The following is a 26,197-nucleotide window of genomic DNA, read 5'->3' on the forward strand; positions in this document are numbered from 1 at the left end:
TCGTCATCCCGGAAGCCTCGCAGAGGCTATCCGGGACCCAGGGGCCGGCGCATTGCGGTTCCCCCTGGGTCCCGGCGCTGCAGCCCGCTACGCGGTCTTCCGGCCGGGATGACAAGAGGAAAGGGTCTCAGCCAATGGCTTACGGACCCTCGCGATTTAGATGTCAGGCGCGCTCGCCCAGCAGCACCTGGCGGATGTCGCCCTTGCTCCGCGACAGAGCGATCAGCAGATAGATCGACAGGAACAGCATCCCGCCGAACACCGCCAGCACGCCTAGGCCGAGGGCCACAGGGCGGAACCGGCCGCGCCACGACACCCATAGGCCCGACAGCAACAGAAAGCAGAAGAAGTCGAGGTTGAACTGCCCCGGCCAGCCCATGGCCGCGATGTCGCCAAAGAAGATCGGGACGAGGTTCCAGCCGTGGTGGGCGATGGTGACGCTGGTGTAGCCGACGATCACCGTCAGGCAGGCCAGCAGAAACAGGCGAAACGGGATCATCGGACGGTCTCCTTCGACAGCGTGGTGAGGCGGGCCTCGAGGAACAGGCAGCGGGCGGCCATGGCCAGCAGGCCGATCGAGCCGCTGGCCAGCACGGCCAGCATCCAGGGAACCGGCCGCATGCCCACCGCCCGGGCGCGCGGCAGCAGCAGCGCGGTGGCGGTTCCGGCGGCCAGCAAGAGGTCGCACCAGATCTGCGCGCCCCACGGCCCGCGCAGGTGCTCGTTCCAGAAGCCGAGCGGCCCGGCCTTGGCGACGACATCGACGGTCAGGCCGAAGAACAGGATCGAAAGGACCGCCGGGACGAGCCAGGCGCGCGGACCCAGGTTTGGCCGGGCGGCCATGACTCCAAAGGCGAACAGCAGGCCAAGGGCTGCGCTGGCGGGCAGGATGGCGTACACGGACTGGGGCATGGGACCCTCCTGTAGCGGTTGCTACAGGACTAGCGTATTGTAGCGGTCGCTACAACTGGAAAGGCGGCATGAACGTTCGGGACGAACAGCGCGCGCGCGTGATCGCGGCCCTGGCCGATCACCTGCTGGCCACCGGCCTGTCGCAGGCCAGTCTGCGCCAGCTGGCGGCGGCGGCCGGGGTCAGCGACCGGATGCTGCTCTACTACTTCGCCGACAAGACCGAGGTGTTGGCCCTGGCGATGCAGAGCCTAGCCGGCGGCATGGCCGCTCAGCTCGAGACCGCCCTGCCCGCCGACCAGCGCCTGTCGCAGGCCGCCCTGACCGCCAAGGCCGCGCGCCTAGTGGTCGATCCGGTGTTCCGGCCGTTCATGCGCCTGTGGATCGAGGCCATCGCCGCGGCGGCGCGCCAAGAGCCGCCGTTCGACGTCGTCGCCCGCCAGATCGGCGAAGGGTTCCTGGCCTGGATCGAGGCGCGGCTGGACCCGGCCCTGGTTTCCGATCCGCCCGGCGCGGCCGCGACCATCCTGGCCCTGCTGGACGGCTTGGCTTTGCTGGAAGTCTGCGGCGGCGAGGATCGCGTCCAGAGCGCCGTCGCGGCGCTCGAGGCCGCTGGTCTGGGGTAGAGACCGCTTTCGCTCAGACGCGCGCGGGCCCATATCCGTCCCATGGCCACCGCGACCGACCAAGACCCGCGCCTGACCGTCTGGTTCGACGGCGCCTGCCCCTTGTGCCTGCGCGAGATCGCCCTGATGAAGCGCCTGGATCGCCAGGGCGCGATCCAGTTCCTGGACGTCACGGACGGCGAGACCAGCTGCCCCATCGATCGCGCCGAGCTCCTGGCCCGCTTCCACGCCCGCGAGGACGGCCAGCTCCTGTCCGGCGCGGCGGCCTTCGCGGCCATGTGGCGCGCCATCCCGGTCCTGCGCCCCTTCGGCGTGATCGCCCGCGCGCCCTGGGCCCTGAAGATCCTGGAAGCGCTTTATGTGCGCTTCCTGCGGGTGCGCCCGCGCCTGCAGCGGCTGGTCGCGAAATCTACCGCCAGGCGTAGTTGAAGCTGACGCTGATCCGCTGCTCGTCGGCCTGGTTGGGCGTCACCTCGTGGCGCAGCCAGCTTTCCCACATCAGGATCGCGCCGGGCGTCGGCTGCACATAGACGAACGGCTGCAGACCCTCGGGCGCGTCGGCCTCGCGGGTCGGGGCGGCCATCATCATCGGCAGGCGCGGATCCTCGAACTTGATGGCCGAGGCGCCCGGCGGGATGGTCACATAGACCGTGCCGGAGATGACGCTGTGGGGGTGGATGTGGCCGGTGTGCTGGCCACCCGGCTCCAGGATGTTGATCCAGAAGCTGTCCATCACCAGCTTGCCCGCGCCCAGGTCGAAGCACAGGTCCTTGGCGAAGGCGGCCGCGTGCTTGTCGAGCTTCTTCTTGAGGTCCGCGAACAGGCTGTCGCGCATCGGCAGGTCGTTCAGCGAGGCGTAGGAGGTGTAGCCCAGATAGCCCTTGTTGTAGGCCCAGGCCTGACCGGCCTCATCCTCCTCGGCGATGGCGACGCAGGCGTCGTGCAGGTCGTCGATGAAGGCGTCAAAGCCCTTCTCGCCGGCGAGAGAGGCTTCATAGAGCGGGGTGACGAAAAGGCTGCGTGGGGTCATGGAGCGCGTCATAGCGCCTGACCGCGTTGACGACAAACGACGGATGGAACATAGTCAGAACATGGCTCTGACGATCACAATTCCCGCCGAGCTTGCGTCACGCTTGAGAGCCTCCGCAGAGGCCGAGGGCAAGGATGTCGATGCTTACGCGATCGACGCCCTCCACGTGATGTCCGACGAGGATTGGGGCTATACCGACGACGACGCCTATTGGCGTGAACTGCGCGCCCATTCCGACGAGGTCCGCCGCGATGGCGGTATCCCGCTTGAAGACGTCAAGCGTTGGGTCGCCTCTTGGGACACCGAAAACGAGCTGCCGCCGCCCGAGCCGAGGATCAAGGCCAGGGGATGAAATCCGTCGAGCTCGGCCCACGCGCCAGACGTGACTTGACCAAGTTGCGGCGCTGGCTGTTGAACCGAGCGCCCTCGGCGGCCGACCGGGCCATCGACCTTATCCTGAGCAGAGCCGACCAACTCGCCCAGCATTCCGACCTCGGCCGTCGCAAATCCCAGTCCATGCGAGAACTTTACGTCTCCTTCGGCGCCCACGGTTATGTTCTGCAGTATCGCGTGTATCCCGACGCGGTCGTGATCCTGCGCATCCGACACAGCCTTGAACGTCGCTGAACGCTCCGGACTCGCCTATATCTGCCCCCGTGACCGACACCCCCTCCGCCTCCGACACCGACGACTCCCCCCGCCAAGCGGCTCCCCTTTGGGGCGCCGCCTTGATCAAGGACGAGGTCACGCGCCTGCCCGACGCGCCGGGCGTCTATCGCATGATCGGCGAGGGCGACGAGGTTCTGTACGTCGGCAAGGCCAAGAGCCTGAAGAAGCGCGTCGTCCAGTACGCCCAAGGCCGGTTTCACACCAACCGCATCGCCCACATGGTCGACGCCACGCGGTCGATGGAGTTCGTCACCACCCGCACCGAAGCCGACGCCCTGCTGCTCGAGATCAATCTGATCAAGTCGCTGAAGCCGCGCTTCAACGTGCTGCTGCGCGACGACAAGAGCTTCCCCGAAATCGTCATCCGCCGCGATCACGACGCCCCGCAACTGCGGAAACACCGCGGCGCCCACACGATCAAGGGCGACTATTTCGGCCCCTTCGCCAGCGCCTGGGCGGTGAACCGCACGCTGAACACCTTGCAGAAGGCGTTCCTGCTGCGCTCCTGCAGCGACAGCGTCTATGACAGCCGCGACCGGCCCTGCATGCTGTACCAGATCAAGCGCTGCGCAGCCCCCTGCACCGGCCTGATCGGCAAGGACGACTATCAGGCCCTCGTCGACCAGGCCGAGGCCTTCCTGCGAGGCAAGTCCCGCGCGGTCATGGCGACCATGGCGAAAGCGATGGAAGAGGCCGCCGAGGACCTGGAGTTCGAGCGCGCCGCCCGCCTGCGCGACCGCATCCGCGCCCTCTCGGCCGTGGCCCAGGAGACCCAGATCAATCCCGAGACCGTCGAGGAGGCCGACGTCGTCGCCCTGCACGTCGAGGGCGGCCAGGCCTGCGTGCAGGTGTTCTTCTTCCGGGCCGGCCAGAACTGGGGCAACCGCGCCTACTTCCCCCGCATCACCGGCGCGGCGGATGAGAGCGAAGAGGAAGGCGTCACCGAGGAGCAGCGGATCATCACCGCGTTCCTGGGCCAGTTCTATGACGACAAGCCGATCCCCCGCCTGATCCTGGCCAATGTCCAGCCGGCCGAGAGCGAGCTGCTGTCCGAAGCCTTCGCCCTGAAGAGCGGCCGCAAGGTCGAGATCGCCGTGCCCAAGCGCGGCGAGAAGGCCGATCTCGTTCAGCACGCCCTGACCAACGCCAAGGAGGCGCTGGGCCGCAAGATGGCCGAAGGCTCGGCCCAGACCAAGCTCCTAGCCGGGGTGGCCGAGGCCTTCAAGCTGGACGGGCCGCCGGAACGGATCGAGGTCTATGACAACAGCCACATCCAGGGCACCAACGCCGTCGGCGGCATGATCGTGGCCGGCCCCGAAGGCTTCATGAAGGGCCAGTACCGCAAGTTCAACATCAAGAGCACCGAGCTGACGCCCGGCGACGACTACGGCATGATGAAGGAGGTGCTGCGCCGCCGCTTCGCGCGCCTCGTGAAAGAAGAGGAAGAAGGCGACGACGCCAACCGTCCCGACCTCGTGCTGGTCGACGGCGGCCAGGGCCAGTTGGACGCGGCGCTCGAGATCATGGCCGATCTGGGCGTCGACGACATCGCCGTCGTGGGCGTCGCCAAGGGCCCCGACCGCGACGCCGGGCTGGAGCGGTTCTTCATCCCCGGCCAGACCCCGTTCATGCTCGAGCCCAAGTCGCCGGTTCTGTATTACCTGCAGCGGCTGCGCGACGAGGCCCACCGCTTTGCGATCGGCGCCCACCGCACCCGCCGCAGCATGGACCTGAAGAAGAACCCCCTCGACGAGATCGAAGGCGTGGGTCCGGGCCGCAAGAAGGCCCTGCTGCACGCCTTCGGCTCGGCCAAGGGCGTGGGCCGAGCCAGCGTCGAGGACCTCGTCAAGGTCGACGGCGTCAGCCAGGCCCTGGCCGAGCGGATCTTCGGGTTTTTCCGGAAGGGGTAGTCGGGCTTACGGCCACCTCCCCATCTCCGTGTCATCCCGGAAACGCCGCAGGCGTTATCCGGGACCCAGGGGCGGCGCGCACGGCGTTTCGTCACCCCCTGGGTCCCGGATCGCCCCTACGGGCCGTCCGGGATGACATGATATTTTAAGCCGCCACCGTCGCCGCCGCCTTCATCCGCCGGAACGCGGCGTTCAGGTCGGCCAGGGCGTAGGCGAACGGCGTGCCGTTGCGCAGCGCGCGCTGAGCCTCGACGGTGGCGCCGCGCTGGGCCAGCTCGGCCACCTCGCCGGCCCGCAGGTGAAACTCGCGGTGCGCTTCCAGGAGGTTCAGGAACGCATGGTTCCCGGCCCAGCGCCGCGCGCCTTCGCCATGCAGCCAGCAGCCGGTCGGACACAGCCGGTCGGACTTGTAGTCAGCGGGCTTGAGGGGCTGTTGCTCGGAAATCGCCGCGCCGAGCGTCTCGCGGATCAGGGTGTGTTGGTGTGCGTGTTCCAGGAAATCCATGGCCAAACCTACCGGCTCAAACATGGGAGATTTTTTGAGATAACTTGGTTTCCGAACGGTTGCCAAACCCGCCACCTATCCACAGCTTGAGGCGGTTTTCCCCGGATTGGGGAGATGGTGCAGGCCACCTCTGCCTCCCCCTCGCCAAACAGCGCCGAAGCAGGGACAGAGCGATCCAGCATCGCGCATCCCGTCTTGGTCGAGGGCGGCCGGAAGCCGCCTTGATCCGGCGGCTTTGCAACGCTTGAACGCCTTCAGTGGGCCCCGTTCAACCTTTGGAACACGGCCTCGTAGTCCCCGATCTCGGCGAAGCGCAGCGGCTTGACCCGCTCGACCAAAATCTCGCCGCGTGGCGTGTCGCCCCTTTCGATCAGGCCGAGGACCTCGGTCGTATAGTCCGCCAGGGGCATGGAGTTGGGGTTCTCAGCATGGCCAGGCATCAGATCGGTGGCCACGGCCGGCGGCGCCAGCTCCAGAACCTCCACGGCCGTGTCGCTAAGCTGATGACGTAACGACTGGGTCCATGAGTGCATGGCCGCCTTGGTGGCGTTGTAGGTCGGAGTCGCGGCGAGCGGGATGAAAGCAAGGCCCGAGGTCACGGTGATCACCGTCGCCTGCGGCTGAGCCAGCAAGTGCGGCAGCAGAGCAGACGTCAATCGAATAGGGCCTAGGAGGTTGGTCGTAATCGTCGCGTCCACCGTCGAGAGGTCGAAGGGAGCGACTGTAAGGTCCTCGACCTTCATGATCCCTGCGTTGAGGATCACGGCGTTCAGGTCAGGATGGCTTTCGACGATCCTTTCGCCGAAGCCGGCGACGGCGGCGGCGTTCTCCATGTCCAGGGTCGCCCAGGCCATGCCGGGATTGGCGGCTGCGGTTTCCTTCAAAACGCTCTCACGCCGCCCCGCGATGATGATCTGATTGCCACGCGCATGCAGCGCCTCGGCCAGGGCGCGGCCGATGCCGCTGCCGCCGCCAGTGATCAATATGGTGTTCCCGGTGATGTTCATTGTCGTCTCCAAAAGCGATGCCTAGGCCGTGGAGATCAGGTATGACGCTAACTCTCCATTGGAAAGTAGACACCAAAACCAGCCATACTTACCGTCTAGAAAGAATTTCAATGACGATCCTGCCGCCTGCCAGAATTTCGTATCCCGAGACCGGTGAGTACGCCGACCCGCGCGTCGAGGCGCTGGTGAACGAGGTGATCGGCAGGGTCGCAGACAAATGGACAATGCTGGTCCTGGAGGTCTTGGCCGAGCACGGCGAGACTCGCTTCACCCGTCTCGGCGAACGGGTCGGCAACATCAGCCAGAAGATGCTGACCCAGACCTTGCGTCAGATGGAGCGGGATGGGCTTGTCGTTCGAACGGTGCATCCGGTCATCCCGCCCAAGGTCGAGTACCGGCTCACGGATCTGGGCCTGACTCTGGCCGAGGCCTTCTGCGGTGTTTGGGTCTGGGCGGAGAAGAACATCGAACGTATCGAGGCCGCACGAGCGGCCTTCGATGCGCGGAAGGCCTGAGCGGCGGCGGCCGCCCTCATCTCACCGACCACCGCCCCCTATGGAACCTTCGCCGCTGCGGGCCGTTGTTAAGGTCAAGCAACTGTCGAGGAGGCCACCCCATGGACCAGCAGACTCAGAAGAGCTTCGAGCGCGACCTGGTGGCCTTGATCCCGCATCTGCGGGCCTTTGCGCGGTCGCTGTGCGGCAACGCGGCGATGGCCGATGATCTGGCGCAGGAGGCCGTGGCCAAGGCCTGGGCCAATCGCAAGAGCTTCACCATGGGCACCAACATGAAGGCCTGGACCTTCATGATCCTGCGCAACCAGTTCTATTCCGACAAGCGCCGCAGCTGGCGCTCGGTGGCGCTGGACCAGGAGATGGCCGAGCGCACCCTGGTGGCCAACACCAATTTCGACAGCGCCATCGCCCTGGACGACCTGCGCCAGGCGATGATGATGCTGCCCGAGAACCAGCGCGAGGCGCTGATCCTGATCGGGGCCGGCGGGTTCTCGTACGAAGAGGCCGCCGAGATGATCGGCGTGGCCGTCGGCACGGTGAAGAGCCGCGTCAGCCGCGCCCGCGCCGAGCTGGTCCAGACCTTCGAGACCGGCCACTACACCCGCGACGGCAAGCCGGCGGGTGAGGCCATGGCCTCGATGCTGCGCGATCTGGAGCGGTTGGCGGCGTGAGGAAAATCCCTCTCTCTTTGAGAGAGGGAGGGGCCCGCCGCAGAGCGGCGGGAGGGTGAGAGGTTTCGCCGTTTCCGGATAAACTACTGACTCGTCTCACGTTTCGACCATGCTCTATTCTGGAAGGGTGTAACCACTCACCCTCCCATGCTGCGCATGGGCCCCTCCCTCTCTCTAAGAGAGAGGGATTTTTTCACACACCCCGCAGAACGCCGCGATATCCCCCTCGTCGTGGTACGCCGACAGCCCCACCCGCAGCACGTCGTCGCGCACGTCGACCACCACGCCCTTGGCCGCCAAGGCGTGCTTCCAGGCGTTGGCCTGCGGATGGCGCAAGGCGACAAAGCGGGCCTGCGGGCCGTTCCCCGGCGGGTTCAGCACCACCGCCTCGCGCAGCGGGCCGGCCTGGCCGGCGGCGATCTTGTCCAGCAGGCTCAGCTGAAGTCCGCGCGCATGGGCCGCGAGGGACGCCGTGGTCAGGCCCTCGGCCTCCATCATCGCGCCCGCCGCCACGAAGCGATAGAGGCCCGAGGGGTCGAAGGTGGCGCCCATGAACCGGCCGGCGTCGGTGACATAGCCGACCCCGCCGGGCGGGCCTTCCAGGTCGCCGAACTCGGCGTACCAGCCGGTCAGCACCGGGCGTGGCCCAAAGCCGGGCGGGGCGTGCAGGAAGGCGCAGCCCTCCCCCGCCATCGCATACTTGTAGCCGCCCGAGACGTAGAATAGCCGATCGGCCACCGCCGACAGGTCGGTGGGGATGGCGCGAAAGCCGTGATAGCCGTCGACCACCACCCAGGGGCCGTCGGGGCGGGCGAGGTCGGCCAGCTCCCAGACGCGGTCGAAGACAAGGCCGGTCTTGAAGAACACGTGGCTGACAAAGATCAGGTCATGGTCGCCCGTCCGCGCGGCGTCGATGAAGCGCTCGGCGAAGTCGGGGCCTTCGGCGTCGATCAGGGTCAGGCTGATCTCGCCGGACTCGACCCAGCGCTGGGCCTGGCGGCGGAACGAGTGGAACTCGCCGTTGGTCGACAGCACCCGCAAGGGCCTTGGCCGCTCGAGCGCCGAGACCAGGGTGGCCAGGAGCAGGTGGGTGTTGGGCGCAAAGACGACCGTGTCGCTGGACGGCAGGTTCAGCTCGCGCGCCACCAGGGCTTGGGCGGCCGGATAGACCTGGCCCAGGGCCTTGTCCCACTTGTGGTCGGCCAGGACGGCGGCGTCCTCCCAGGCCTCAATCTGAGCGGCCAGGGTGGCGTCGGGCCAAAGGTGGTGGCTGTGGGCGGCCATGTGCAGCCGACCCGGCGCCGCGGCCAGAGCGCGCGAGAACAGATCCTTGCGCGCGGCCATCAGAGCTTGGTCCTCAGCGACCACAGCTCGGGGAAGGCGCGGCGGCGAAGCGTGCTGGCCAGATAGCCGACCCCGTCGGTGCCGCCGGTGCCCGGACGCCCGCCGATGATCCGCTCGACGGTCAGCACGTGCTTGTGGCGCCAGGTGACCAGGGCGTCGTCCAGATCAACGAGCTTCTCGGCCAATTGATAGAGCTCCCAATAGCGCTTGGGGTCGCGATAGACCTCCAGCCACGCGGCCTCGACCTCGGGTGAGGGAACATAGGTCTGGCTGAAGTCACGGTGCAAGGCGGCGTCGGGCACGGTCAGGCCATGGCGCGGCAACTGGGCGATGGCCACGTCGTAGAGGCTGGGCGACTCCAGGGCGCTCTTCAGCATGGCCAGGGCCTGCGGCCGCTCGGTGTGGAACTTCAGGAAGCTCTGGTCCTTCAGGCCCAAGAGATATTCCAGCGCCCGGAACTGGTGCGACTGGAAGCCGGAGCTCGTGCCCAGATCATCGCGGAAGCTCAGGTAGTCGGCCGGCGTCATGGTGGCCAGGATGTCCCACGACAGGGTCATCACCGTCTGGATCCGCGAGACCCGCGCCAGGGCCTTGTAGGCCGGCTCGACGTCGCCGCCGGCGATCAGCGTCATGGCCAGAGCGACCTCGTGGAGGATCTCCTTGAGCCACAGCTCCTTGGTCTGGTGGATGACGATGAACAACAGTTCGTCGTGCCGGTCGCTCAGCGGCTTCTGGGCCGAGAGCAGTTCGTCGAGCGCGAGATATCGCGCGTAGGTCATGTCTTGCGCCATGCGGAGACCTTAAACGGCGTCTTTGCGCACATTGTCCTCGTTTGCGCGCCGGCGGTCGAGCGCGCTAGAACAATGTGCTTCTAAATCATCAAAGAACAGAACGATGACCACTCTGAGCCGTATGGATCTTTCCATCCTCCGCATCCTGGAGGCCGACGCCCGCATCTCGTTCGCCGCCCTGGCCGAGCGCGTGGGCCTGTCGAAGTCGCCGTGCTGGTCGCGCGTGCAGGCGCTGGAGAAGCAGGGCGTCATCACCGGCTATCACGCCCGCCTCGACGCCAAGGCGCTGGGCAAGGGGCTGAGCGTCTACGCCCTGGCCACTGTGGAGTTCGCCCGCTACGAGGCCTTCGAGGCCGCCGTGCTGCGCCATCCGGCGATCACCGACTGTCACTCCACGGCCGGGGCCGGCGACTATCTGCTGCGGATCGTGGCGGCCGACGTCGAGGACCTCGACCACCTGCTGCGCAAGGAGCTGAGCCAGATGCCCGGCGTGCAGCGCTACACCACCACCGTCTGCATGAAGGCCATCAAGGAAGGCGGCCTGGTGACAGCGGGGCTGTGACCTTGGCGGCGCCCCTTCCCCCTCAAGGCGTAACGCGGCTAAACCAGCATCATGGTTGAGCCCGTTGCTTCTCGCCCCTCGCCCGCCCCGGCCGTTCGCAGCCGCGCCGGCAAGACGCTGTCGATCGTGGCCCCCTGCTACAACGAGCAGGAGGTGCTGGACCTGTTCTTCGACCGGATCGAGGCCGAGCTGACCCGGCTGGGCGTCGACTACGAGATCGTCTGCGTCAATGACGGCAGTCGCGACCACACCCTGGCGGTGCTGCTGAAGCACCATCAGCGCAACCCGCGCATCAAGGTCATCAACCTGGCGCGCAACTTCGGCAAGGAGACCGCCCTGTCGGCGGGGCTGGACGCGGCGACCGGCGACATGATCGTGCCGATCGACTGCGACCTGCAGGATCCGCCCGAGCTGATCGGCCAGTTCCTCGAGGCCTGGGAGGGCGGCGCCGACGTGGCCTATGGCGTCCGCGTCGACCGCACGTCCGACGGCTTCCTCAAGCGGGCCACGGCCCAGGGTTTCTACCGGGCGTTCAACAAGCTGTCCGACGTCGACCTGCCCTACAACGCCGGCGACTACCGGCTGATGGACCGGCGCGTGGTCGAGGTGCTCAAGCAGCTGCCCGAGCGCAACCGCTTCATGAAGGGCCTGTTCGCCTGGGTCGGCTTCAACCAGGTGGCCGTGCCCTATGTCCGCCCCGAGCGCGCGGCGGGGACCAGCTCGTTCCGCTACTGGAAACTGTGGAACTTCGCCCTGGACGGCATCACCTCGTTCAGCAGCGTGCCGATCCGCATCTGGAGCTATGTGGGCCTGATCGCGGGCGTGCTGGCCTGCGGCGTGGCGGGCATGATCGTGGTGCGCACCCTGCTCTTTGGCCGCGACGTGCCGGGCTATCCCTCGCTGATGGTGGTGATCCTGATGAGCTTTGGCTTGCAGATGCTGGCCATCGGATCGCTGGGCGAATACGTCGCCCGCATCTATCAGGAAGTGAAGAACCGGCCGCTGTATGTGGTGATGGACCGCTACGGGTTCGACGCGTGAGCCTCACCGCGCTGCTGACCCCGGCCCGCCGGGACTTTCTGGTCTCGGCCCTGCGCTATGGGCTGGCCGGCGTCTTCAACACCCTGGTCGGCTTTTCGATCATCCTGATCCTGGACCTGGGCCTGGGCCTGGCTCCGCACCTGGCCAACGCCATCGGCTATGCGGTCGGGGTCTGCGTCAGCTTCGTGCTGAGCAAGGTCTTCGTCTTCAAGGCCCGCAAGCCCACGCGGTCGGCGCCGCTGCGCTATGTCATCGCCGTAGCGGCCGCCTTCGCCCTGAACCAGGGCGTGCTGACCCTGGCCAAGCTGGTCCTGCCCACCGGCGCGCTGTGGAGCGTGGCGGCGCAGGGGTCCGCGGCGGTGAGCTACACCGCCGCCCTGTTCCTGCTCAGCCACTTCTGGGTCTTCGCCCAGGCCCCGAACGCCGGCGAGAACGCCTGAGCCCTCGCCCGGTCGGCGTCAGGGCTGACCCGCGCCGACGATCCGCATCGCCTCCAGGCCCGCGCCCAGCATGCGCGTGTCCTCGCCCAGGCCCAGCGACTTGGGCGTCGCCGCGTCCGGGCTCTCGATCGTGACGCGCAGGGTCGGGCCCTTCAGCGCCTCGGGCGACAGCGGCACGACGAAGCCGTGATTGACCGCCTTCTGGCGATCGAACACGAAGCGCTCCTGGGCGCCGCCCGGCACGGAGACGATCACGGTGCGCTTGGAGTCCGGCATGGGCAGGAAGGCGAAGGCCGCCACCTCCAGCACAGGCGATGTCAGGCTGCGCTGCCAGTCGGCGATCGGGATCTCGACCGTCGAGCGCTTGCCGTCGGCCCAGACGCCGCCGAGCTCGGGCGCGGACCAGCCTTCGCGCAGGTACGGCACGCCCGACGCGCTTTGCTTGAAGCGCAGGGACGGCGGCTCCAGGCAGGGTCCGGCCACCACCACCACCAGGCCGATCGGCGCGCCCGAACGGCAGCCGGGCTTGTCGAAGGCGTCGCCGGCCAGGGTGACGATATAGGGCACGTCGCCGGCGCGATCGGGGCGGCCGTCCTCGATCAGGCTGATCACATTGGCGCCGTGCGCCGACTGCAGCATGGCGATGGTGCCCATATAGGTCACGATCGGCGTCGGGACCTCAGCCGAGAACATCGCCGCGTCGCCGTGCAGGCCGCGCGTGACCCGGACCTGGCGGATATCCTCCATGATCGCGTTGACCCGCGGCACGTCCATGACGCTGGGGCGCTGGAACAGCGCCACCATCACCACCGTCTGGGCGACGACGGTCAGGGCCACGCCCGCCTGCAGCCGGCGATCGGCCAGCATCTCTTCGGCCGAAACGCCCCGCACGCCCAGCACCGTCAGGCCCCACAGCGGCACGACGAAGGCCAGCATCGAGAACACCCCGAAGCTGTGCTTGAGCACCGCATAGATCGAACCGTCGCCGGTCAGCTTGAGCACCGCGTACTGGGCCAGCATGGCCGCACCGCAAGCCGCGCCCAGGGCCGCGAACATCAGGGCCGAGGTGTCGGCCGCCTCATGCTCGGGATCATCGGCCGGACGCAGCAGGTGGACAAGCAGGACCCAGGCCGACAGACCCACCAGCAGCGCCGAGACGCCCGCCAAGGCCTCCAGCGAGAGGTCGACGCCCAGGTTCACGCTGCCGTTGTTGCCGGCGATGAACTTCATCTTGCTGAAGAACGGGTTCAGCACGATCGCGGCCGGAATGGCGATCAGACCGGCCAGGCCGATTGGCTCGAACTTGCGGGTCCGCAGGACCTCACGCAGCCAGGTCACGCCCAGCATGGCCATCAGGGCGCCGGCCAGTTGCAGGGTCGGCACTAGGTGGAAGCAGCCGCAGAAGGCGACGGCCGCCACCGCGAACAGCACGAAGTCCCGCCGGGAGCGCCCCAGCAGCACGACGGCGATGGTCAGGGCGATCAGGTTGACGGCTTCGCCGACGATCTGCGGGAAGAAGAAGTTGTCGATCAGCTCGCCGCCGAACGCGCCGCGCGTGATCTTGATGTTGATCAGGCTGAGCACCAGGCCCAGCGCCAGGAAGGTCAGCGACACCCGCCGCGCCTGCTCGAACAGGCACACCCAAACCACCGCCGCCGACAGCACGCCCGCCATCAACAGCGCGTTCAGATGCTGCCAGCCCAGGGTGGCGAACAGCCCCGCCAAGCGGTGGCTGAGCTTGGGATAATAGGCCATTTCGGCCATCCACTCATGGCCCTGCAGCGGGATGATGAACGCATGGCGCACCACCTCCATGACCTGCAGGTGGTAGGAACTGTCGACCGACAGCGACAGGATGCGGTTGGAGGACAAGGCTGCCGCCAGCAGCAGGCACCACAGCGCCAGGCCTCCGACCCATAGCCAGGTCTTCTTGGTCTCGAACATCCGCGTCCCACCCCGATCGAATCCGCGCGCCCCCGCGCCCGACGCTGGACTTTCTAGCAGCAAAGCCGCCGCCGCAAAGCCGGCGCTTTGCGCTGGCGTGGCGGATCCTCGTGACCCTAAGCTCTCGATCGGAGGCCGCGCCATGAGCAACTTCATCCAGGTGACGCCGTTCCTGCATGTGCGGGATCTGGACGAGGCCCTGTCGTTCTTCGTCGACCTCCTGGGCTTTGGCGTCCCCTACCGCGAGCCCGGCTACGCCTATGTCCACCGCGAGACGGTCGGCTTTCGGCTGCTGGAGGCCGAGGAAGCCGTCATCAAGCCCAGAGGCGTCGGCGGTTTCGCCTACTATATCGACGTGCGGGACGTGGACGCCGTCGCGGCCGAACTGGCCCCGCGCCTGGCCGCCCTGCCGCCGGAGGATGTCTGCGGGCCGGTGGACCAGCCCTATGGCCAGCGCGAGTTCATGATCCGCGCGCCCGACGGCGGGCTGCTGGTGTTCGGCCAGGCGATCGAGAAATAATTACGCTCGTAATTAGTTTAGACTTGTAAAATCCAATAACACCGCCACTCTCGCCTTCGCCGGGAGAGGGACAGTGACAACCATGGCGACCTTGGATTTTGGCGCCCGGCGCCGGCGGACCTCGGCGATCGCCCTGGCGATCTCGACCATCGCCGTGCTCGGCGCGCTGGGCGCGATGGTGCTGACCGGCGTCGACCTGGCCCGCTTCGAGCGCGCCAACGCCGACCTGCCGCCGCCCTCGCCGCAGCAGGCCGCGCGCTATGCGCCGCTGGCGCAAACCAACTGGCGCATCGTCCACGCCAATCTCGAGGCCCGGCTCAAACAGGCCAGCCCCCTGGAGCTGGGCGCGGTGTGGTCCACCCGCACGGGCCGCATCTGCGGACTGGTCAACGGCCGGGGCAGCTTTGGCGGGCTCACGGCCATGGCGCGGTTCTACACGGTCGACCAGCAGCCGGTGTTCCACCGCGACATCGACCACCTGAGCTTCCAGCACGAATGGTTCCAGTGCCGGCGCGACACCTATGTGATGCTGCACCAGGGCACGATGGAGCCGGGCTTCTGCGGCACCGAACTTGGCCGCCGGCGGTGCTATGCGGTGAAGAACGGGGTGCGGGTGGAGTGAGCGAAAGCGCCCCCACCACCGCGGAGCCTGTCCTCGGGCGCGCTTCGCGCGACCCGGGGGCGGTCCCCCTCCCCCGTTTCACGGGGGAGGATGAGCTTCCTCCTGCCCCGCAACGCGGGGGAGGTGGCGCGCGGCGCAGCCGCGTGACGGAGGGGGCGCTCCTTGGGGAGGGTGAGTGCGTGCGCCGTATGAGGACGCGCAACACAGCTTGAGGCCACGTCCCCTTCTCCCCTTGCGGGAGAAGGTGTCGCTGAAGGCGACGGATGAGGGGTCGCACTCTTACCTAAACCGACAAACCGTTTGTGTGTCGGTGTAGGGTCCCCGCTTCACGCCCTTGAGCCGCCGGTGAGCGGGCTTTGGCGCAGCACTTACAGTGCATACCTTCCACCGCCCTGTCCGCCAGAAGGCTGCGGCCAAAGTGCTCAAAGAAACAAACCCTCGGAACCCCCTGGCTTTGCCTTGGCACAAGAGTTCTCCTAGGCGACGATCCTGCCTCCATCAGACGGGCCCGGGGGTCAGCAAATGTCAGCTTGCGTAGCACGCAGCAGCACTGCCTACGGTCCAGCAGACTTCGAGGCCTGTGAAACCCTGGCGCAGATGGTCGACGTTTACCTGCTTGTGTGGGGTGACCGACCGGCCCGCGAGCTAGCATGGTGGGGCGACCAGGCCCTTACTTTCGAACAAGCGATCCGGCGGGCGATGTTCAAACTGGAAGGCGATGGAAGGCGCGATGGACACCAACGCAGCTACAGCGTCGCCGATCTCGCCGCCATGGGGGCGCGGTTGACGACGCATTCTCTGGCGTTAAAGGCCGCGCACGACTTCGATACCCTTCTAACTGCCGTAGAACTAGGACTTGGCCTCGCGCCACGGCGCTCTCCGCTCTTGGTCTACGACGTCGCCCATCGGTTAGGGTGCTACCTGAAGATACCGCCCCAGTATGTCTATTTGCACGCTGGCCCTAGAGTCGGCGCCGAGCGCCTCAAAGCCGGCCTCGGCCGCTATCGGCGGCTAGACCCAGCCGACCCAGCCCAACTGCCCACGTCCTTGCGCATGCGCTTGGCCCCTAACCAGATGGAGAACTTCCTGTGCGTGGCCCGGCGCGCGCTACACTCAAGCCTTTGGGATTAGGAACGCATGGACGGTCAAGATCATCAACACGGTAGGTGGGTGGAGACCGACGAGGCTGAAGACGTCGCCGGCTCTGTCCGCCACGTCCTGCGCTGTTGGCCTCTGACGGTCGACGATCCCCAAGCGTTCAAGTGGACAGCCCTGGCTCTACACGCGGCACTGCAGGGCGCCTGCGTTTGCCATTTGACCACAACCTGCCCGCCAGTCGGAGCGGTGACCGAGCGTAATGCGGGCGAATGGCTGGCATGGTATGAGCGGTCACGGACCGATCCAGACGCCAAGGCACCGAAGACCTATCTTATGGATCTCCCAGCCCTGTTGAAGACGATACGGCAACCCGACACTCAGGGCGGTGGCGAAACCAGTGCCGGGATTTCCCTGACTGACGGCGAACTTAACTGGCTCCTCCGGTTCCATAACGACCTGCGCAATCAGTTCGTCCACTTTAGCCCTCAGGGATGGTCCATCGAGATATCAGGCCTACCTGGCCTTGCCGAATTGACCGCTCGCATCATTACCGCCGTGCTCGACACGGGGTGGGGCTTTCGGCACAAAGATACCGCTTGGTGCGATGCACTACGCGCTGATCTCGAAGGTCTGTCGCGGATGTCGTGATTCTGAAGGGACGTTCGCGCCTCAACTCGCGTTGCTGTTCCAGCCGCCTAATGCTCGCGCCTCAAGGGCGGCAATGCATCAGAACCGACAATTGCTTTCAGTGGCGGTCTAGGTAGGGCCGCTATCCGTCGCTGAAATTTCCCTCAGAGCGGTGATCGACGGAAACGGCCACTTTCCGCAGTCCTCATACGCCTCTCTAAAGCTGAACCGAAACCTGCCAGTTCGTCGACCGCGACCGTCCGAGAATCTCCGGCACCGAGGTCAGCAGCAGCTCGCCCGTCTGGTTGTTGAACAACGCCACGCGGTGACGTGACCCCAAAGCCTCAGCGGCAGCAATCTCGCCTTCTGTCAGCGCAAAGAAGAAGCCAGCGAAGCCGGGCTTAACGCGCGTCTGGTTGGCCGTTTTGATCTCGATGAACACCAGGTCGCTCAGCTGCGCCCTTAGACGTTCCTGATCGTGGAAATCGACAGGCGCTGGTGCCGCTATGGCGTCGAAGCTTGAAGGCCGGATGTGGATCCCGGTCTCAGCCAAAGCCGCCAGCAGCGCCTTGAGTGCGACACCTTTTGGCCGGGGAAGCCAGGTTTGCATGGCGAAAACGGCGCCCTGCTCTCCGAGGGCGCCGTTGGTGTTGGCTAAGCGCTGAAGGTGGGCGCGCTTTTGCGCAATGATCTCGAAAAGGTCCAAACCAACGGCTCCCGGCCCCAAAATCTGCAGCGCCAAACCTAGGCCGTGCAGCCCGGCTCGTATCGTGAGGCAGAGGCCATAACCGAACAACCAGCCCCAGTCCCCCAACGCGTCGCCTTGGAATGGTTGTTTCGCCAAAGAGTGGCGACAAGCGACGAAATGCAGCCTTGGCCGCGTTGCCCGAAGAGTCACGCAGGCTAATCTACGGCAGGCTGGCGACTCGAGTCGCTCCGCCTCTTTTTAGGCCGGACGCTTTCGGCGAGCAGTTTGTAAGGAGCGCACGTGGCGCAAAGCCCAGCCCTCGCTCAACAGTTTTTCCCCTCGCTTTGTCCGCTGGCCGAAGCCGTTGAAGTGCTTGCCAGCAGCGGCATCGAGGAACGCGGCGCTATTTACACCCGCGCCGAGGTCGTCGAGTTCATTCTGGATCTGGTTGGCTACACGCCTGACAAGCCGATTGGGCAACAGCGCCTGCTTGAGCCTTCGTTTGGTGGCGGTGAGTTTCTTTACGCCGCCGTCTCGCGCCTCATTGCAGCCTATCGCGCTTCCAAAGCGCCGAACTTCGACCAGCTGCTAAATGCTTTGCGCGCTGTCGAAGTGCACCGCGAGACCTACAACCAAACGTACGCCAAACTGCTAGCGCAGCTGGAGGGCCTCAAGTTTAGCCTGCGGGAAGCGCGCGCCTTGGCCGACACCTGGCTGGTGCGCAACGACTTCCTTCTCGCCGAGCATGATGGCGAGTTCGACTACATCGTCGGCAATCCGCCGTATGTCCGTCAGGAGCTTATTCCGCAGGTTCTGATCGACGAGTATCGGCGGCGTTTTTCGACCATCTACGATCGAGCTGACATCTATGTGCCGTTCATCGAGCAGTCTCTAGCGATGCTCGCCAGGGGCGGGGTGCTGAGCTTCATCTGCGCCGATCGGTGGATGAAGAACCGTTACGGCGGACCGCTGCGGAAGCTGGTCTCCGAGCGCTATCATCTGCGCGCCTACGTCGACATGGTCGACACGCCCGCCTTCCTCTCAGAGGTGGTGGCCTATCCAGCCATTTTCGTCATCGCCAATGAACCCGGCAACACCACACGCTTGGCCCACCGGCCTAAGCTCGATGCGTCGACCCTCAAGGCTTTGGCGACCGACATCAACGCCACCGTGTCGCAAAGCGCTGCGGTGAAGGAGATTCCCGTCGCCGCCCGGGGTAGCGAACCTTGGATCCTCGAAGCGCTCGACACGCTCGGATTGGTTCGCCGACTTGAGGCGCAATATCCGACCATCGAAGAGGCCGGCTGCCGGGTCGGCATCGGCGTGGCCACCGGCGCGGACAAGGCGTTCATTGGCAAGTTCGATGAGCTCGACGTCGAGCCTGACCGCAAGGTCCCAATCGCAATGTCCAAGGACCTGGCGACCGGGACACTGCGCTGGGGCGGCCTTGGCGTGATCAACCCCTTCGCACCCGAAGGTGGGCTGGTGCGCCTGGAGCAATATCCCAAGCTCAAGCTTTACTTGGAAGCTCGCAAAGAGCAGATCGCTCGTCGCCACGTGGCGCAAAAGACCCCGGCCAACTGGTACCGGACGATCGACCGCATCTATCCCGAGCTCGTAGGTCAGCCCAAGCTGCTCATCCCAGACATTCGCGGTGAGGCCAGCATCGTCTATGACGAAGGCGCCTGTTATCCGCACCACAACCTCTACTTCGTGACCTCAGCAAACTGGGATCTGCGCGCGCTCCAGGCCGTGCTGCTTTCGGGGATCGCGCGCCTGTTCATCTCCACCTACTCGACGAAGATGCGCGGCGGCTATTTGCGCTTCCAGGCGCAGTACCTCCGGCGCATCCGCATTCCGAACTGGAGCGACCTGTCGATGGAGCAACGCGCCGCCGTGATCGCGGCCGGCGCTTCCAAAGACCCCAAGCTTTGCAATAAGGCGGTCGCAGACATATACAACCTCAGCGAGGCTGAGAGCGCGCTGCTGTTTGACGTTGGGGTCTGACGTGGGACTTGATCTGGCCGACTACGAGCGTAAGGCGCAAGAGTCTGTGATGGCGTTCTGGGGCAACCGCGATAAGGCGGCCCAGAAGCAGCGCGAAACCGGCAAGATCGATCAAGGCACCCGTGGCAGCGTCACCGCGGGCAAAAACATGGATGGGTTTGTCTCGCTCATCGTCGACTTGGTGAAGGCCAATGGCTTGGCGCACGCAGAGGTCCATATCAAAAAGGCGGTCGTCACCCTGCCGGGCTATTTCCGGCCGACGAAGCTTTGGGATCTGCTTGTCCTGCAGGAGGGACGCCTGGTGGCGGCTGTCGAGTTGAAGAGCCAGGTCGGCTCGTTCGGCAACAACTTCAACAACCGAACCGAAGAAGCCTTGGGCATGGCCCACGACTTCTGGACCGCCTATCGCGAAGGCGCGTTTGGTCCGCATCCGCGGCCGTTTGCTGGATGGCTCATGCTGGTCGAAGACGCGCCCGAGGCGCGCAAGCCCGTGCGCGACAAATCTCCCCACTTCCCGGTGGACGCCGCCTTCCAGGGCGCCTCTTACCTGAAGCGCTATGACATCCTCTGCCAGCGACTCGCCCAGGAGCAGCTCTACACCACCGCTGCTGTCGTCACCTCGCCGCGCAGCGCCGCCACGACAGGCGAATATGGCGGCATGTCGGATATGACGAGCCTGAAGACCTTCGTGACGGCCTTCGCCGGCCACATCGCCACGGAAGCGGCTCGGGCTTAGCCGAAAGCCCTAGGTCGCGCGGACGCCACGCTCTGGCCTCGGCCGTGTGGGGCGTTCGTGTCGCCTGTTCAAATCCCTGCGCTGAAACAGTTGCCCGCCACTTGCTAAAAGAAGAGACTCGGCGCGATCGTTGACCGCCCGTCAGCGCGTTGGCAACAACGCCGCGCCAGTGGCGCGTAGCAAGCAACTGTTTTTCCTCATCTTCTTAAGACGCTCTGTTGCTTTTAGTTTAGCAACAATTGCGATCTGTTGCCTTGAGCATTTTTCTCTCGAGGCAGAGTTGTGAAAATATGCTATTGAATTTAATGTCATTTTTGAGTGTTGCAACATACACGGACGCGCGCGCGACACCGCAACAGCCCGTAGAATGCGAACAACTGCTGCGGAACCTATTCGCGAAATTGCGATTTTGGATTATATAGCTTGGCAACACCCCGGAGGTCGCCATGTCCGCGCTCGACGATTTCATGCTGGAAGCCAAGGCGTACGGAAAAGCTACGCTCGACGATCATCTCACGCAACAAGGGTATCTGGACCCTGCCAAGCGCAAGTCGATGCGGGCGCAGGCCACCCGTGCGCTCAAGAAAGGCGGGACTTATCGCGCCCTCGCCGAACAAGGCGTCATCGTTCCAGCCACTAACTCTCGAGGCCGTAAGGGCGGTTGGGAAGAGGGTCTCAAGGCGCAGGACAGCAAGCTGCCAACGGTGTTGGCGAGCGAAGCCTTCCGGCCCATTCGCGACCTTGACCTTGAACGAACCCCCATCGCGATGCGCCAACAGGTCGGCGCGTTGATGGAGATGAACCTGACGGGCCGTGTCGGCGCTCAGGTGGCCCAGACCGTCACCACCCTGGCCTACGAATACCAGATGGAGCGCGACAGCCACGAGCACGCCCAGCAGCTCTACGAGATGGAACAGAAGCACCACACCGAGACCAAGCAGACCCTGGACCGGATTTTGGCGCTCCTCGAAGGCGGCGAAGCCAGGCTCGTCCCGACGAGCGAACGGAAGGGCTGATCGTGGACGATAAAATCCAAAAGACGTTCCAGATGCTGGCCAGCACGGAGCCAGCCGAACGGACGGCTGCGGCTGACGCTCTGGTCCACTTGCTTGATAAGGCGGGCCTGAAGCTGACGGATATCACCCTCGTCGCTTCGCGCGAGCTCCATGGTCAGCTCTACGAACAACGCCGCCGCCTACAGGGCGAGATCGAAAAACACGGCGAAAACGCCGCGTTTTTGAAGGCTCGCGCCGGCGATGCGATCAAGCTCGGCGACGCGCTGAAGTGGATGGAAGCGCGGACCGTTAAGACTGACCGCTGGCCCGAACTGCGCGACTTGGCGTTGCAGCGGCTGTTTCACGGCAAATGGCCTGACGATCGCGCCGTCTTCAAAATGATCGCGTCGTCGCTTGGCGTCACCCCGGACGATGTCCGGGCTTGGCGCGAAGGCACGCAGGAGGTCCCCCCCGAATGCGTGGCGACGCTTAAAGCCCTGCAACTGGGCGTGAAGCGCAAGCCGGCCGTGAAGAAGACGGTCGCTCGTCAGCAATTTGTCTTCGACGGCGCCCCCCTGCCCGAGACGGACTACAAGGTGCTGCAAGCCGTCCTGACCGGCGGCGAGAGTGGCTTGCACACGACCAAGATCACCGAAAACAGCCAGGTGAATAGCAAGACGGTGACAGGGCGGCTGTCGAACCTGAAGGTTCTGGGGCTCGTCGAGAAGACTGGAAAGCCAGGCTTCTGGCGCGCGACCGCCCGCGCCGTCAGCGCTGCGGCGCAAGAAACACGCGAGGTTGCATGATGCGCGAGCCTGATCGCTCAGATCGCCCTGCTGTCATGCCTCAATGGCCAGTGCAGGGTCGGGCTGCACAACGACAACGGAGACTGATGGATGGCCAAGCCGCCCAAGGGTCCTCACCGTTCTGCCACCACCGGCCGGTACGTCACCACGCGTACGGCCGTGCGGAACCCGCGCGGAACGGTGTCGGAACCGCCCAAGAAGAAGTGAGGGAATGGTTGAGATCGACTAGCGCGATGCGGTCGATCTGAAAGCCGGGAGAGGAGAGGTCAGTCCACGGTCGGCAAACTTAGGTTGACCCCTCCCTCCAACACCACAGGCGCGAAGCCGGTGATCGCCAAAAGCTATTTGACCTGCCCCTCGTGCGCAAGGTCAGAGGCCGGCGACATTCGGCGTGCGTCCAGGCTCTGCGGAAGCTGAGCCCATTTTCATGACTCCAAAGGACTAAGCCGAATGACGAGCTACCTTGTAACTTACGACCTCAAAGAGACCACGCCCAAACCCCATCGGGCATTCATCCAAGCTGCGGAGAAGGAAGGCTTCCTCTACGTCTTCCAGGGAACCCGTGATCTCTTTCGCCTGCCCAACACCACGCTGTGGGGCGAGTTCGCGTCCTGTGACCTCGCCACGAAGGCCTTCGATCGCGCGAAGGCAGCGGCTGCACGGTCGCTGGGCGTGACCGTCTATGTGGAGAAGAACTTCTTCACCAGCCTGGACGATTGGTCGGTCACGTCGGACCGCAGCAAGGCGCCTGAAGCGCGCTGGACCGGCTACAGCAAGCTGGAGACCTGCCGCCAACACCAGCTGAACGACCCGTATTTTGCCTACTAGGCCATAGAGGACGTCGTCTACTGGACCACGGTAGGCGGCGTCATTCTACGCATATTGCGCGGAGATAATGCCTCCTAATCTCCGCGCCACGGCCGCTGGGCCTCCTTGTAGGACCGGAAGCTGGATGTGAGATGCCGGAGACGCGCCACCTCCACGAAGGCAAGATTGAAGCGTCCGGGCCCGACGGCCCCTCACGCGATTGTCTGCACACTGTAATTTCCAAGACCACCAGCGGCGGCGCTGGTCTCGCCAAGCGGCCAGAGTCCTTCTTTTTCTGCGCCATAGGCGCCCCTACTCCCGGCCACGCTTGCCGCCAGAGGCCATGAGCGCAAGCTGGCGCCATGGACGACCACCTCTTGGATTTCGAGATCCGGCCGGGCCGCATCCGCAGCGACGGACGGCAAGCGGTGGGGCGTGGACAACGGCTCTCGCGCCTCGTCGCCAAGCCCGCACGGACGGTCTCGCGATCGGGCGGCCGAGGCCCGGCCAAACGCTCAGGCTCGCCCGGCAAATGTTCTCGGATCGGCAGAGGTCAGGACGCCGCCAACGCGATGAAGTTTCGCGGCGGCGGCGCCGGCTATCGCCGGGTCGTCGTCAAGACTCGAATGGCGGCGCTGAAACTCGGAAGCCAGGCCGCCGGGGCGCATCTGCGTTACCTCGTGCGCGATGGCGTCACCCGCGATGGCGAGCCCGCCAAGCTTTACGATCGTGATGGCGCATACGTTGACGGCGCGGCGTTCACCGCGCGCGGCGCCGGCGACCGTCGGCAGTTCCGGTTCATTGTCGCGCCCGAGGATGGCGCGGACCTTTCCGACATGCGCGCCTTTACCCGCGACCTCATGGGGCAGATGGAGCGAGACCTTGGGACTAAGCTCGATTGGGTGGCGGTGGATCACTTCAACACCGGTCACCCGCACAGCCATGTCGTGGTTCGGGGCAAGGACGAGTTCGGCAAGGACCTGATCATCGCCCAGGACTACCTGACCCAAGGCCTTCGTCACCGCGCCCAGGAACTGGCGACCTTGGAGCTTGGGCTCCAGACCAAGCAGGAGATCGCCCGCAAGCGCGAGGCGCAGATCATCGCCGAGCGCTTCACGGACATCGACCGCGGCCTCGTCGCCGACATGACCGCGGCGCGCACCGTCGACATGCGCCTGGCCGCCGGTGAGATCCGCGTCGATCACGACGCAACCTTGCGCCAAGGTCGGTTGAGAACCTTGGAACGCATGGACCTTGCCGAGCAGGTCTCTCCCGGCGTCTGGCGGCTCTCCGAGGATCTGGAGTCGACCTTGCGCGGCCTTGGCGAGCGCGGCGACATCATCCGCGCTATGAGCCGAGCGGTCAGCCGGCGCGGGCGCGAGGCCAACCCCGAGGCCTTCGTCATCGACGCTGCCGGCGAGCCCTCGACGCCCAAGGCCGGGCGGGTGATCGACAAGCGCCTGACCGACGAGTTGGGCGATCGGGTCGGCTTGGTGGTCGATGGGATCGATGGCCGGGTCCGACATGTCGAGGTCGATGGCGATACCGCCGCAGACATCAGGATCGGCGCTATCGTCGAGACCGGTGTCAGACCCGCCAGTCGGCAGGCGGACAGAACGATCGCCGCCCTCGCCGAGGATGGGGTCTATCGTCCTAGCGATCACCGTGAACGGCTGATCAGCGGTGAGATGAAGCTCGCGCCCGGCGCCAATGCCGACGATCTCGTCGAGGCCCATGTCCGCCGGTTGGAGGCGCTACGCCGAGCCGGCGTGGTCGAGCGCTGGAGCGAGGACGCCTGGAGCATCCCCAGGGACTTCGCGACCCGCGCCGAGGCCTTCGAACAGGGGCGGCGCTCGCAGGTGCGGCTGTTGTCGGCCTTCGACCTGGAGAGCCAGATCCGCAGCGATGGCGCCACCTGGTTGGATCGCCGGCTTGTCGGCGGGCAAGCGCCTGAGGCCGCGCCGCAGGGCTTTGGCGGCGAGGTCGAGCGCGCCTTGGATCGACGGCGCGAGATGCTTGTCCGGCAGGGTCACGCCACGCGCGGCGCCAATGGCGATTGGCGCGCTAGACCGGATTTACTCGCCAAGCTGGAGCGCCAGGAGATCAGCCGTCGCGGCGAAGCCATGTCCAAGGACAAAGGACTGCCGTTCCGAATGCCCGAGCCGGGCGAGGCCGTGCGCGGGAAGCTGGTCGATAGCGTGCAGATGACGTCAGGCAAGTTCGCGGTGATCGAAGGCCACATGGATTTCGCGCTCGTGCCGTGGCGGCCGGTCATGGAGCGATATCGGGGCCAGGAGATCATCGGCACGGTCGAGATAGGCGGGAACATCTCTTGGCAACTCGGGCGCGGCCGAGGCCTTGGCATCTAGCGGCTGGCGGGCTCGTCGCCATTAAGGCCAAGGCCGCCCGGCTCGAACGCTTGGTCTGAGAGCGAGGCGCCGCTGCTGAGGCGGCGGTTCAAGGCTTGGAGGAAGTTGCCATAGCGCTTTTGGCCCAGCGCCCGCGTCGCCGGTTCATCGGCGGCCGACACAACGGGTGTCGCGCCAAGCCAAGTGCGGATGAAGATCGCCAAGGCCTCGTTGCCGACCTGGGCCTCGCGCTCCAGCCGCTCCATGTGCTTGTTCATCCGGTCCAGGCGGCGCAGCAACGCCGCCTCCGTGCGCTCGGCGCCGTCTGGCGACATGAACGAGGCCAGGGCCGCGCGCACTATCTCCGACTTTGGCCGGCGGGTGCGAATCGAGAGTTGATCAAGCGCCTTGGCGAGGTCGGCCGGCAGATAGACCTTGGTCTCAACCTTCATGCGGCGTCCTCGTCGATCAAGCCGAGACGCTTGCGTGACAGCCAGGCGCGATGACGAGCTTGGGTATAGGGCGATGGCGGCTCGGCGACAGCGATCCGGCCGCCGACATGGCGCCAATGATCGGGGCAGACGCGCTCGGGGTTGATGCCAAGCGCCTCGATGGCGTCGATGGCTTCCAGGCCGGCGCGGACCTTCACCCAGGTCTTCAGGTCGAGAAGCACATCGGCGCCGGGACTGACGAACGGAACGCGGTAGAAGGGCTCGCCCGGTTCGACGGCGCGAAGGACCCAAAGGCGTGAGAGCGTCGTGCCGTAGTCGCCGGCTTCCCAATGGACTAGGGCGAATACGGTGCCGGGAGCGAAAGTGACGGCGCGACGACGGCGATCGTGGACGATCTCGTCAGCAGGTCGGCCGAAGCGGGCCCAGCGCTGGAGACGGTTTTTGAGCCAGATCAGCTCAACGGTGGTCGTGGTCGAAGCGGGATCAGGCATGGCGACGCCTCCTGGCCGCCACTCCGCCGGCTAGGC

At 65.7% G+C, this 26,197-nt stretch carries 30 protein-coding genes and 2 pseudogenes; 19 read left to right on the forward strand and 13 right to left on the reverse strand.

The features are described from left to right. Positions 1-29: 29 nt before the first annotated feature. From CA606_RS20655 to CA606_RS14485, 3 genes and pseudogenes are all read right to left on the reverse strand, one after another. Positions 30-135, reverse strand: a pseudogene (locus CA606_RS20655) (hypothetical protein); the annotation flags it as partial. 28 nt (positions 136-163) lie between these two features. Continuing rightward, positions 164-499 (reverse strand): hypothetical protein, encoded by a 336-nt coding sequence (locus CA606_RS14480; protein ID WP_096050485.1) that lies wholly within the window; start codon positions 497-499, stop codon positions 164-166. After that, positions 496-912 (reverse strand): hypothetical protein, encoded by a 417-nt coding sequence (locus CA606_RS14485; protein WP_096050484.1) that lies wholly within the window; start codon positions 910-912, stop codon positions 496-498. Before CA606_RS14485 ends, CA606_RS14480 begins: the two co-directional genes overlap by 4 nt. A 68-nt stretch (positions 913-980) precedes the next feature. Here CA606_RS14485 and CA606_RS14490 point away from each other — a divergent pair, with 68 nt between their 5' ends. Together CA606_RS14490 and CA606_RS14495 are read left to right on the forward strand one after the other, a co-directional pair. After that, positions 981-1,535 (forward strand): TetR/AcrR family transcriptional regulator, encoded by a 555-nt coding sequence (locus CA606_RS14490; RefSeq protein WP_096050483.1) that lies wholly within the window; start codon positions 981-983, stop codon positions 1,533-1,535. A gap of 42 nt (positions 1,536-1,577) precedes the next feature. Then, entirely contained in the window at positions 1,578-1,964 is a 387-nt protein-coding gene (locus tag CA606_RS14495; RefSeq protein ID WP_096050482.1) for a thiol-disulfide oxidoreductase DCC family protein, read from the forward strand. On the opposite strand, the gene CA606_RS14500 is transcribed toward CA606_RS14495, so the two are convergent. Next, a complete protein-coding gene (locus CA606_RS14500) occupies positions 1,945-2,565 on the reverse strand; it encodes a TIGR02466 family protein (RefSeq protein ID WP_096050481.1) in 621 nt (206 codons plus the stop codon). The genes CA606_RS14495 and CA606_RS14500 overlap by 20 nt on opposite strands. Positions 2,566-2,626: 61 nt before the next feature. On the opposite strand from CA606_RS14500, the gene CA606_RS14505 reads away from it, so the two are divergent. The 3 genes from CA606_RS14505 to uvrC are packed head-to-tail and all read left to right on the forward strand — an operon-like array spanning position 2,627 to position 5,144. Then, complete coding sequence (locus tag CA606_RS14505) at positions 2,627-2,917, forward strand: antitoxin protein relB-3 (protein ID WP_024265869.1); 291 nt, start codon at positions 2,627-2,629, stop codon at positions 2,915-2,917. Continuing rightward, positions 2,914-3,192, forward strand: a complete 279-nt coding sequence (locus CA606_RS14510; RefSeq protein WP_096050479.1) for a type II toxin-antitoxin system RelE/ParE family toxin — start codon at positions 2,914-2,916, stop codon at positions 3,190-3,192. The genes CA606_RS14505 and CA606_RS14510 overlap by 4 nt, the downstream gene beginning before the upstream one ends. A gap of 29 nt (positions 3,193-3,221) precedes the next feature. Beyond that, positions 3,222-5,144 carry an excinuclease ABC subunit UvrC gene (gene uvrC, locus CA606_RS14515; RefSeq protein ID WP_096050478.1) on the forward strand — a complete coding sequence of 641 codons (1,923 nt, stop codon included), beginning with the start codon at positions 3,222-3,224 and terminating at the stop codon, positions 5,142-5,144. A gap of 145 nt (positions 5,145-5,289) precedes the next feature. Here the strand turns inward: uvrC and CA606_RS14520 are convergent, their stop codons facing one another. Next, entirely contained in the window at positions 5,290-5,649 is a 360-nt protein-coding gene (locus CA606_RS14520; RefSeq protein WP_096050477.1) for a CZB domain-containing protein, read from the reverse strand. A 254-nt stretch (positions 5,650-5,903) separates the two neighbouring features. Beyond that, positions 5,904-6,656, reverse strand: coding sequence for an SDR family oxidoreductase (locus CA606_RS14525; protein ID WP_096050476.1), 753 nt, complete (start codon positions 6,654-6,656; stop codon positions 5,904-5,906). Positions 6,657-6,766: 110 nt separating this feature from the next. On the opposite strand from CA606_RS14525, the gene CA606_RS14530 reads away from it, so the two are divergent. Together CA606_RS14530 and CA606_RS14535 are read left to right on the forward strand one after the other, a co-directional pair. Continuing rightward, complete coding sequence (locus CA606_RS14530) at positions 6,767-7,171, forward strand: winged helix-turn-helix transcriptional regulator (RefSeq protein ID WP_096050475.1); 405 nt, start codon at positions 6,767-6,769, stop codon at positions 7,169-7,171. Between the two features lie 101 nt (positions 7,172-7,272). Next, positions 7,273-7,842 carry a sigma-70 family RNA polymerase sigma factor gene (locus CA606_RS14535; protein WP_096050474.1) on the forward strand — a complete coding sequence of 190 codons (570 nt, stop codon included), beginning with the start codon at positions 7,273-7,275 and terminating at the stop codon, positions 7,840-7,842. 174 nt (positions 7,843-8,016) lie between these two features. Here the strand turns inward: CA606_RS14535 and CA606_RS14540 are convergent, their stop codons facing one another. Then, on the reverse strand, positions 8,017-9,210 hold the full coding sequence (locus CA606_RS14540) for an aminotransferase class V-fold PLP-dependent enzyme (RefSeq protein ID WP_096050473.1): 1,194 nt from the start codon (positions 9,208-9,210) through the stop codon (positions 8,017-8,019). Then, positions 9,186-9,977, reverse strand: coding sequence for a tryptophan 2,3-dioxygenase (locus CA606_RS14545; RefSeq protein WP_096050472.1), 792 nt, complete (start codon positions 9,975-9,977; stop codon positions 9,186-9,188). Before CA606_RS14545 ends, CA606_RS14540 begins: the two co-directional genes overlap by 25 nt. A 103-nt stretch (positions 9,978-10,080) precedes the next feature. Between CA606_RS14545 and CA606_RS14550 the strand changes: the two genes are divergently transcribed. From CA606_RS14550 to CA606_RS14560, 3 genes are read left to right on the forward strand one after another with little or no spacing between them, the layout of a single operon-like run. Further along, a complete protein-coding gene (locus tag CA606_RS14550; RefSeq protein WP_181242602.1) occupies positions 10,081-10,539 on the forward strand; it encodes an Lrp/AsnC family transcriptional regulator in 459 nt (152 codons plus the stop codon). Between the two features lie 51 nt (positions 10,540-10,590). Beyond that, positions 10,591-11,580, forward strand: coding sequence for a glycosyltransferase family 2 protein (locus CA606_RS14555; RefSeq protein ID WP_096050470.1), 990 nt, complete (start codon positions 10,591-10,593; stop codon positions 11,578-11,580). After that, positions 11,577-12,020, forward strand: coding sequence for a GtrA family protein (locus CA606_RS14560; protein WP_096050469.1), 444 nt, complete (start codon positions 11,577-11,579; stop codon positions 12,018-12,020). Before CA606_RS14555 ends, CA606_RS14560 begins: the two co-directional genes overlap by 4 nt. An 18-nt stretch (positions 12,021-12,038) precedes the next feature. On the opposite strand, the gene CA606_RS14565 is transcribed toward CA606_RS14560, so the two are convergent. Next, entirely contained in the window at positions 12,039-13,964 is a 1,926-nt protein-coding gene (locus CA606_RS14565; RefSeq protein WP_096050468.1) for a hypothetical protein, read from the reverse strand. A gap of 142 nt (positions 13,965-14,106) precedes the next feature. On the opposite strand from CA606_RS14565, the gene CA606_RS14570 reads away from it, so the two are divergent. Then, complete coding sequence (locus tag CA606_RS14570) at positions 14,107-14,484, forward strand: bleomycin resistance protein (RefSeq protein WP_096050467.1); 378 nt, start codon at positions 14,107-14,109, stop codon at positions 14,482-14,484. An 82-nt stretch (positions 14,485-14,566) separates the two neighbouring features. Then, positions 14,567-15,106, forward strand: a complete 540-nt coding sequence (locus CA606_RS14575; protein ID WP_096050466.1) for a hypothetical protein — start codon at positions 14,567-14,569, stop codon at positions 15,104-15,106. A gap of 1 nt (position 15,107) precedes the next feature. Here the strand turns inward: CA606_RS14575 and CA606_RS20660 are convergent. After that, positions 15,108-15,198: pseudogene (locus CA606_RS20660) on the reverse strand (TPM domain-containing protein); the annotation flags it as partial. A 1,045-nt stretch (positions 15,199-16,243) separates the two neighbouring features. Between CA606_RS20660 and CA606_RS14580 the strand changes: the two are divergent. Beyond that, entirely contained in the window at positions 16,244-16,852 is a 609-nt protein-coding gene (locus tag CA606_RS14580) for a hypothetical protein (RefSeq protein ID WP_096050464.1), read from the forward strand. A gap of 196 nt (positions 16,853-17,048) precedes the next feature. Here CA606_RS14580 and CA606_RS14585 read toward each other — a convergent pair whose 3' ends face one another. Further along, a complete protein-coding gene (locus CA606_RS14585) occupies positions 17,049-17,537 on the reverse strand; it encodes a hypothetical protein (protein ID WP_181242603.1) in 489 nt (162 codons plus the stop codon). A gap of 282 nt (positions 17,538-17,819) precedes the next feature. On the opposite strand from CA606_RS14585, the gene CA606_RS14590 reads away from it, so the two are divergent. The 6 genes from CA606_RS14590 to CA606_RS14615 all read left to right on the forward strand — a co-directional run bounded on the left by CA606_RS14590 (position 17,820) and on the right by CA606_RS14615 (position 25,239). Then, positions 17,820-19,526, forward strand: coding sequence for an Eco57I restriction-modification methylase domain-containing protein (locus CA606_RS14590; protein ID WP_096050462.1), 1,707 nt, complete (start codon positions 17,820-17,822; stop codon positions 19,524-19,526). A 1-nt stretch (position 19,527) separates the two neighbouring features. Next, positions 19,528-20,262: a PaeR7I family type II restriction endonuclease gene (locus CA606_RS14595; protein WP_096050461.1), complete on the forward strand. Its 735-nt coding sequence runs from the start codon at positions 19,528-19,530 to the stop codon at positions 20,260-20,262. A 446-nt stretch (positions 20,263-20,708) separates the two neighbouring features. Further along, on the forward strand, positions 20,709-21,278 hold the full coding sequence (locus tag CA606_RS14600; RefSeq protein ID WP_096050460.1) for a hypothetical protein: 570 nt from the start codon (positions 20,709-20,711) through the stop codon (positions 21,276-21,278). A gap of 2 nt (positions 21,279-21,280) precedes the next feature. Beyond that, on the forward strand, positions 21,281-22,063 hold the full coding sequence (locus CA606_RS14605) for a hypothetical protein (protein ID WP_181242604.1): 783 nt from the start codon (positions 21,281-21,283) through the stop codon (positions 22,061-22,063). 450 nt (positions 22,064-22,513) lie between these two features. Further along, entirely contained in the window at positions 22,514-22,891 is a 378-nt protein-coding gene (locus tag CA606_RS14610; RefSeq protein ID WP_096050457.1) for a hypothetical protein, read from the forward strand. A gap of 341 nt (positions 22,892-23,232) precedes the next feature. Continuing rightward, positions 23,233-25,239, forward strand: a complete 2,007-nt coding sequence (locus tag CA606_RS14615; protein WP_096050456.1) for a DUF3363 domain-containing protein — start codon at positions 23,233-23,235, stop codon at positions 25,237-25,239. On the opposite strand, the gene CA606_RS14620 is transcribed toward CA606_RS14615, so the two are convergent. Together CA606_RS14620 and CA606_RS14625 are read right to left on the reverse strand one after the other, a co-directional pair. Continuing rightward, positions 25,236-25,670 carry a ribbon-helix-helix protein, CopG family gene (locus CA606_RS14620; RefSeq protein WP_096050455.1) on the reverse strand — a complete coding sequence of 145 codons (435 nt, stop codon included), beginning with the start codon at positions 25,668-25,670 and terminating at the stop codon, positions 25,236-25,238. The genes CA606_RS14615 and CA606_RS14620 overlap by 4 nt on opposite strands. After that, positions 25,667-26,161: a DUF2840 domain-containing protein gene (locus CA606_RS14625; RefSeq protein WP_096050454.1), complete on the reverse strand. Its 495-nt coding sequence runs from the start codon at positions 26,159-26,161 to the stop codon at positions 25,667-25,669. Before CA606_RS14625 ends, CA606_RS14620 begins: the two co-directional genes overlap by 4 nt. Positions 26,162-26,197: the final 36 nt, after the last annotated feature.

The sequence above is a fragment of the Caulobacter vibrioides genome (assembly GCF_002310375.3).
Classification (GTDB): Bacteria; Pseudomonadota; Alphaproteobacteria; order Caulobacterales; family Caulobacteraceae; genus Caulobacter; species Caulobacter vibrioides_D.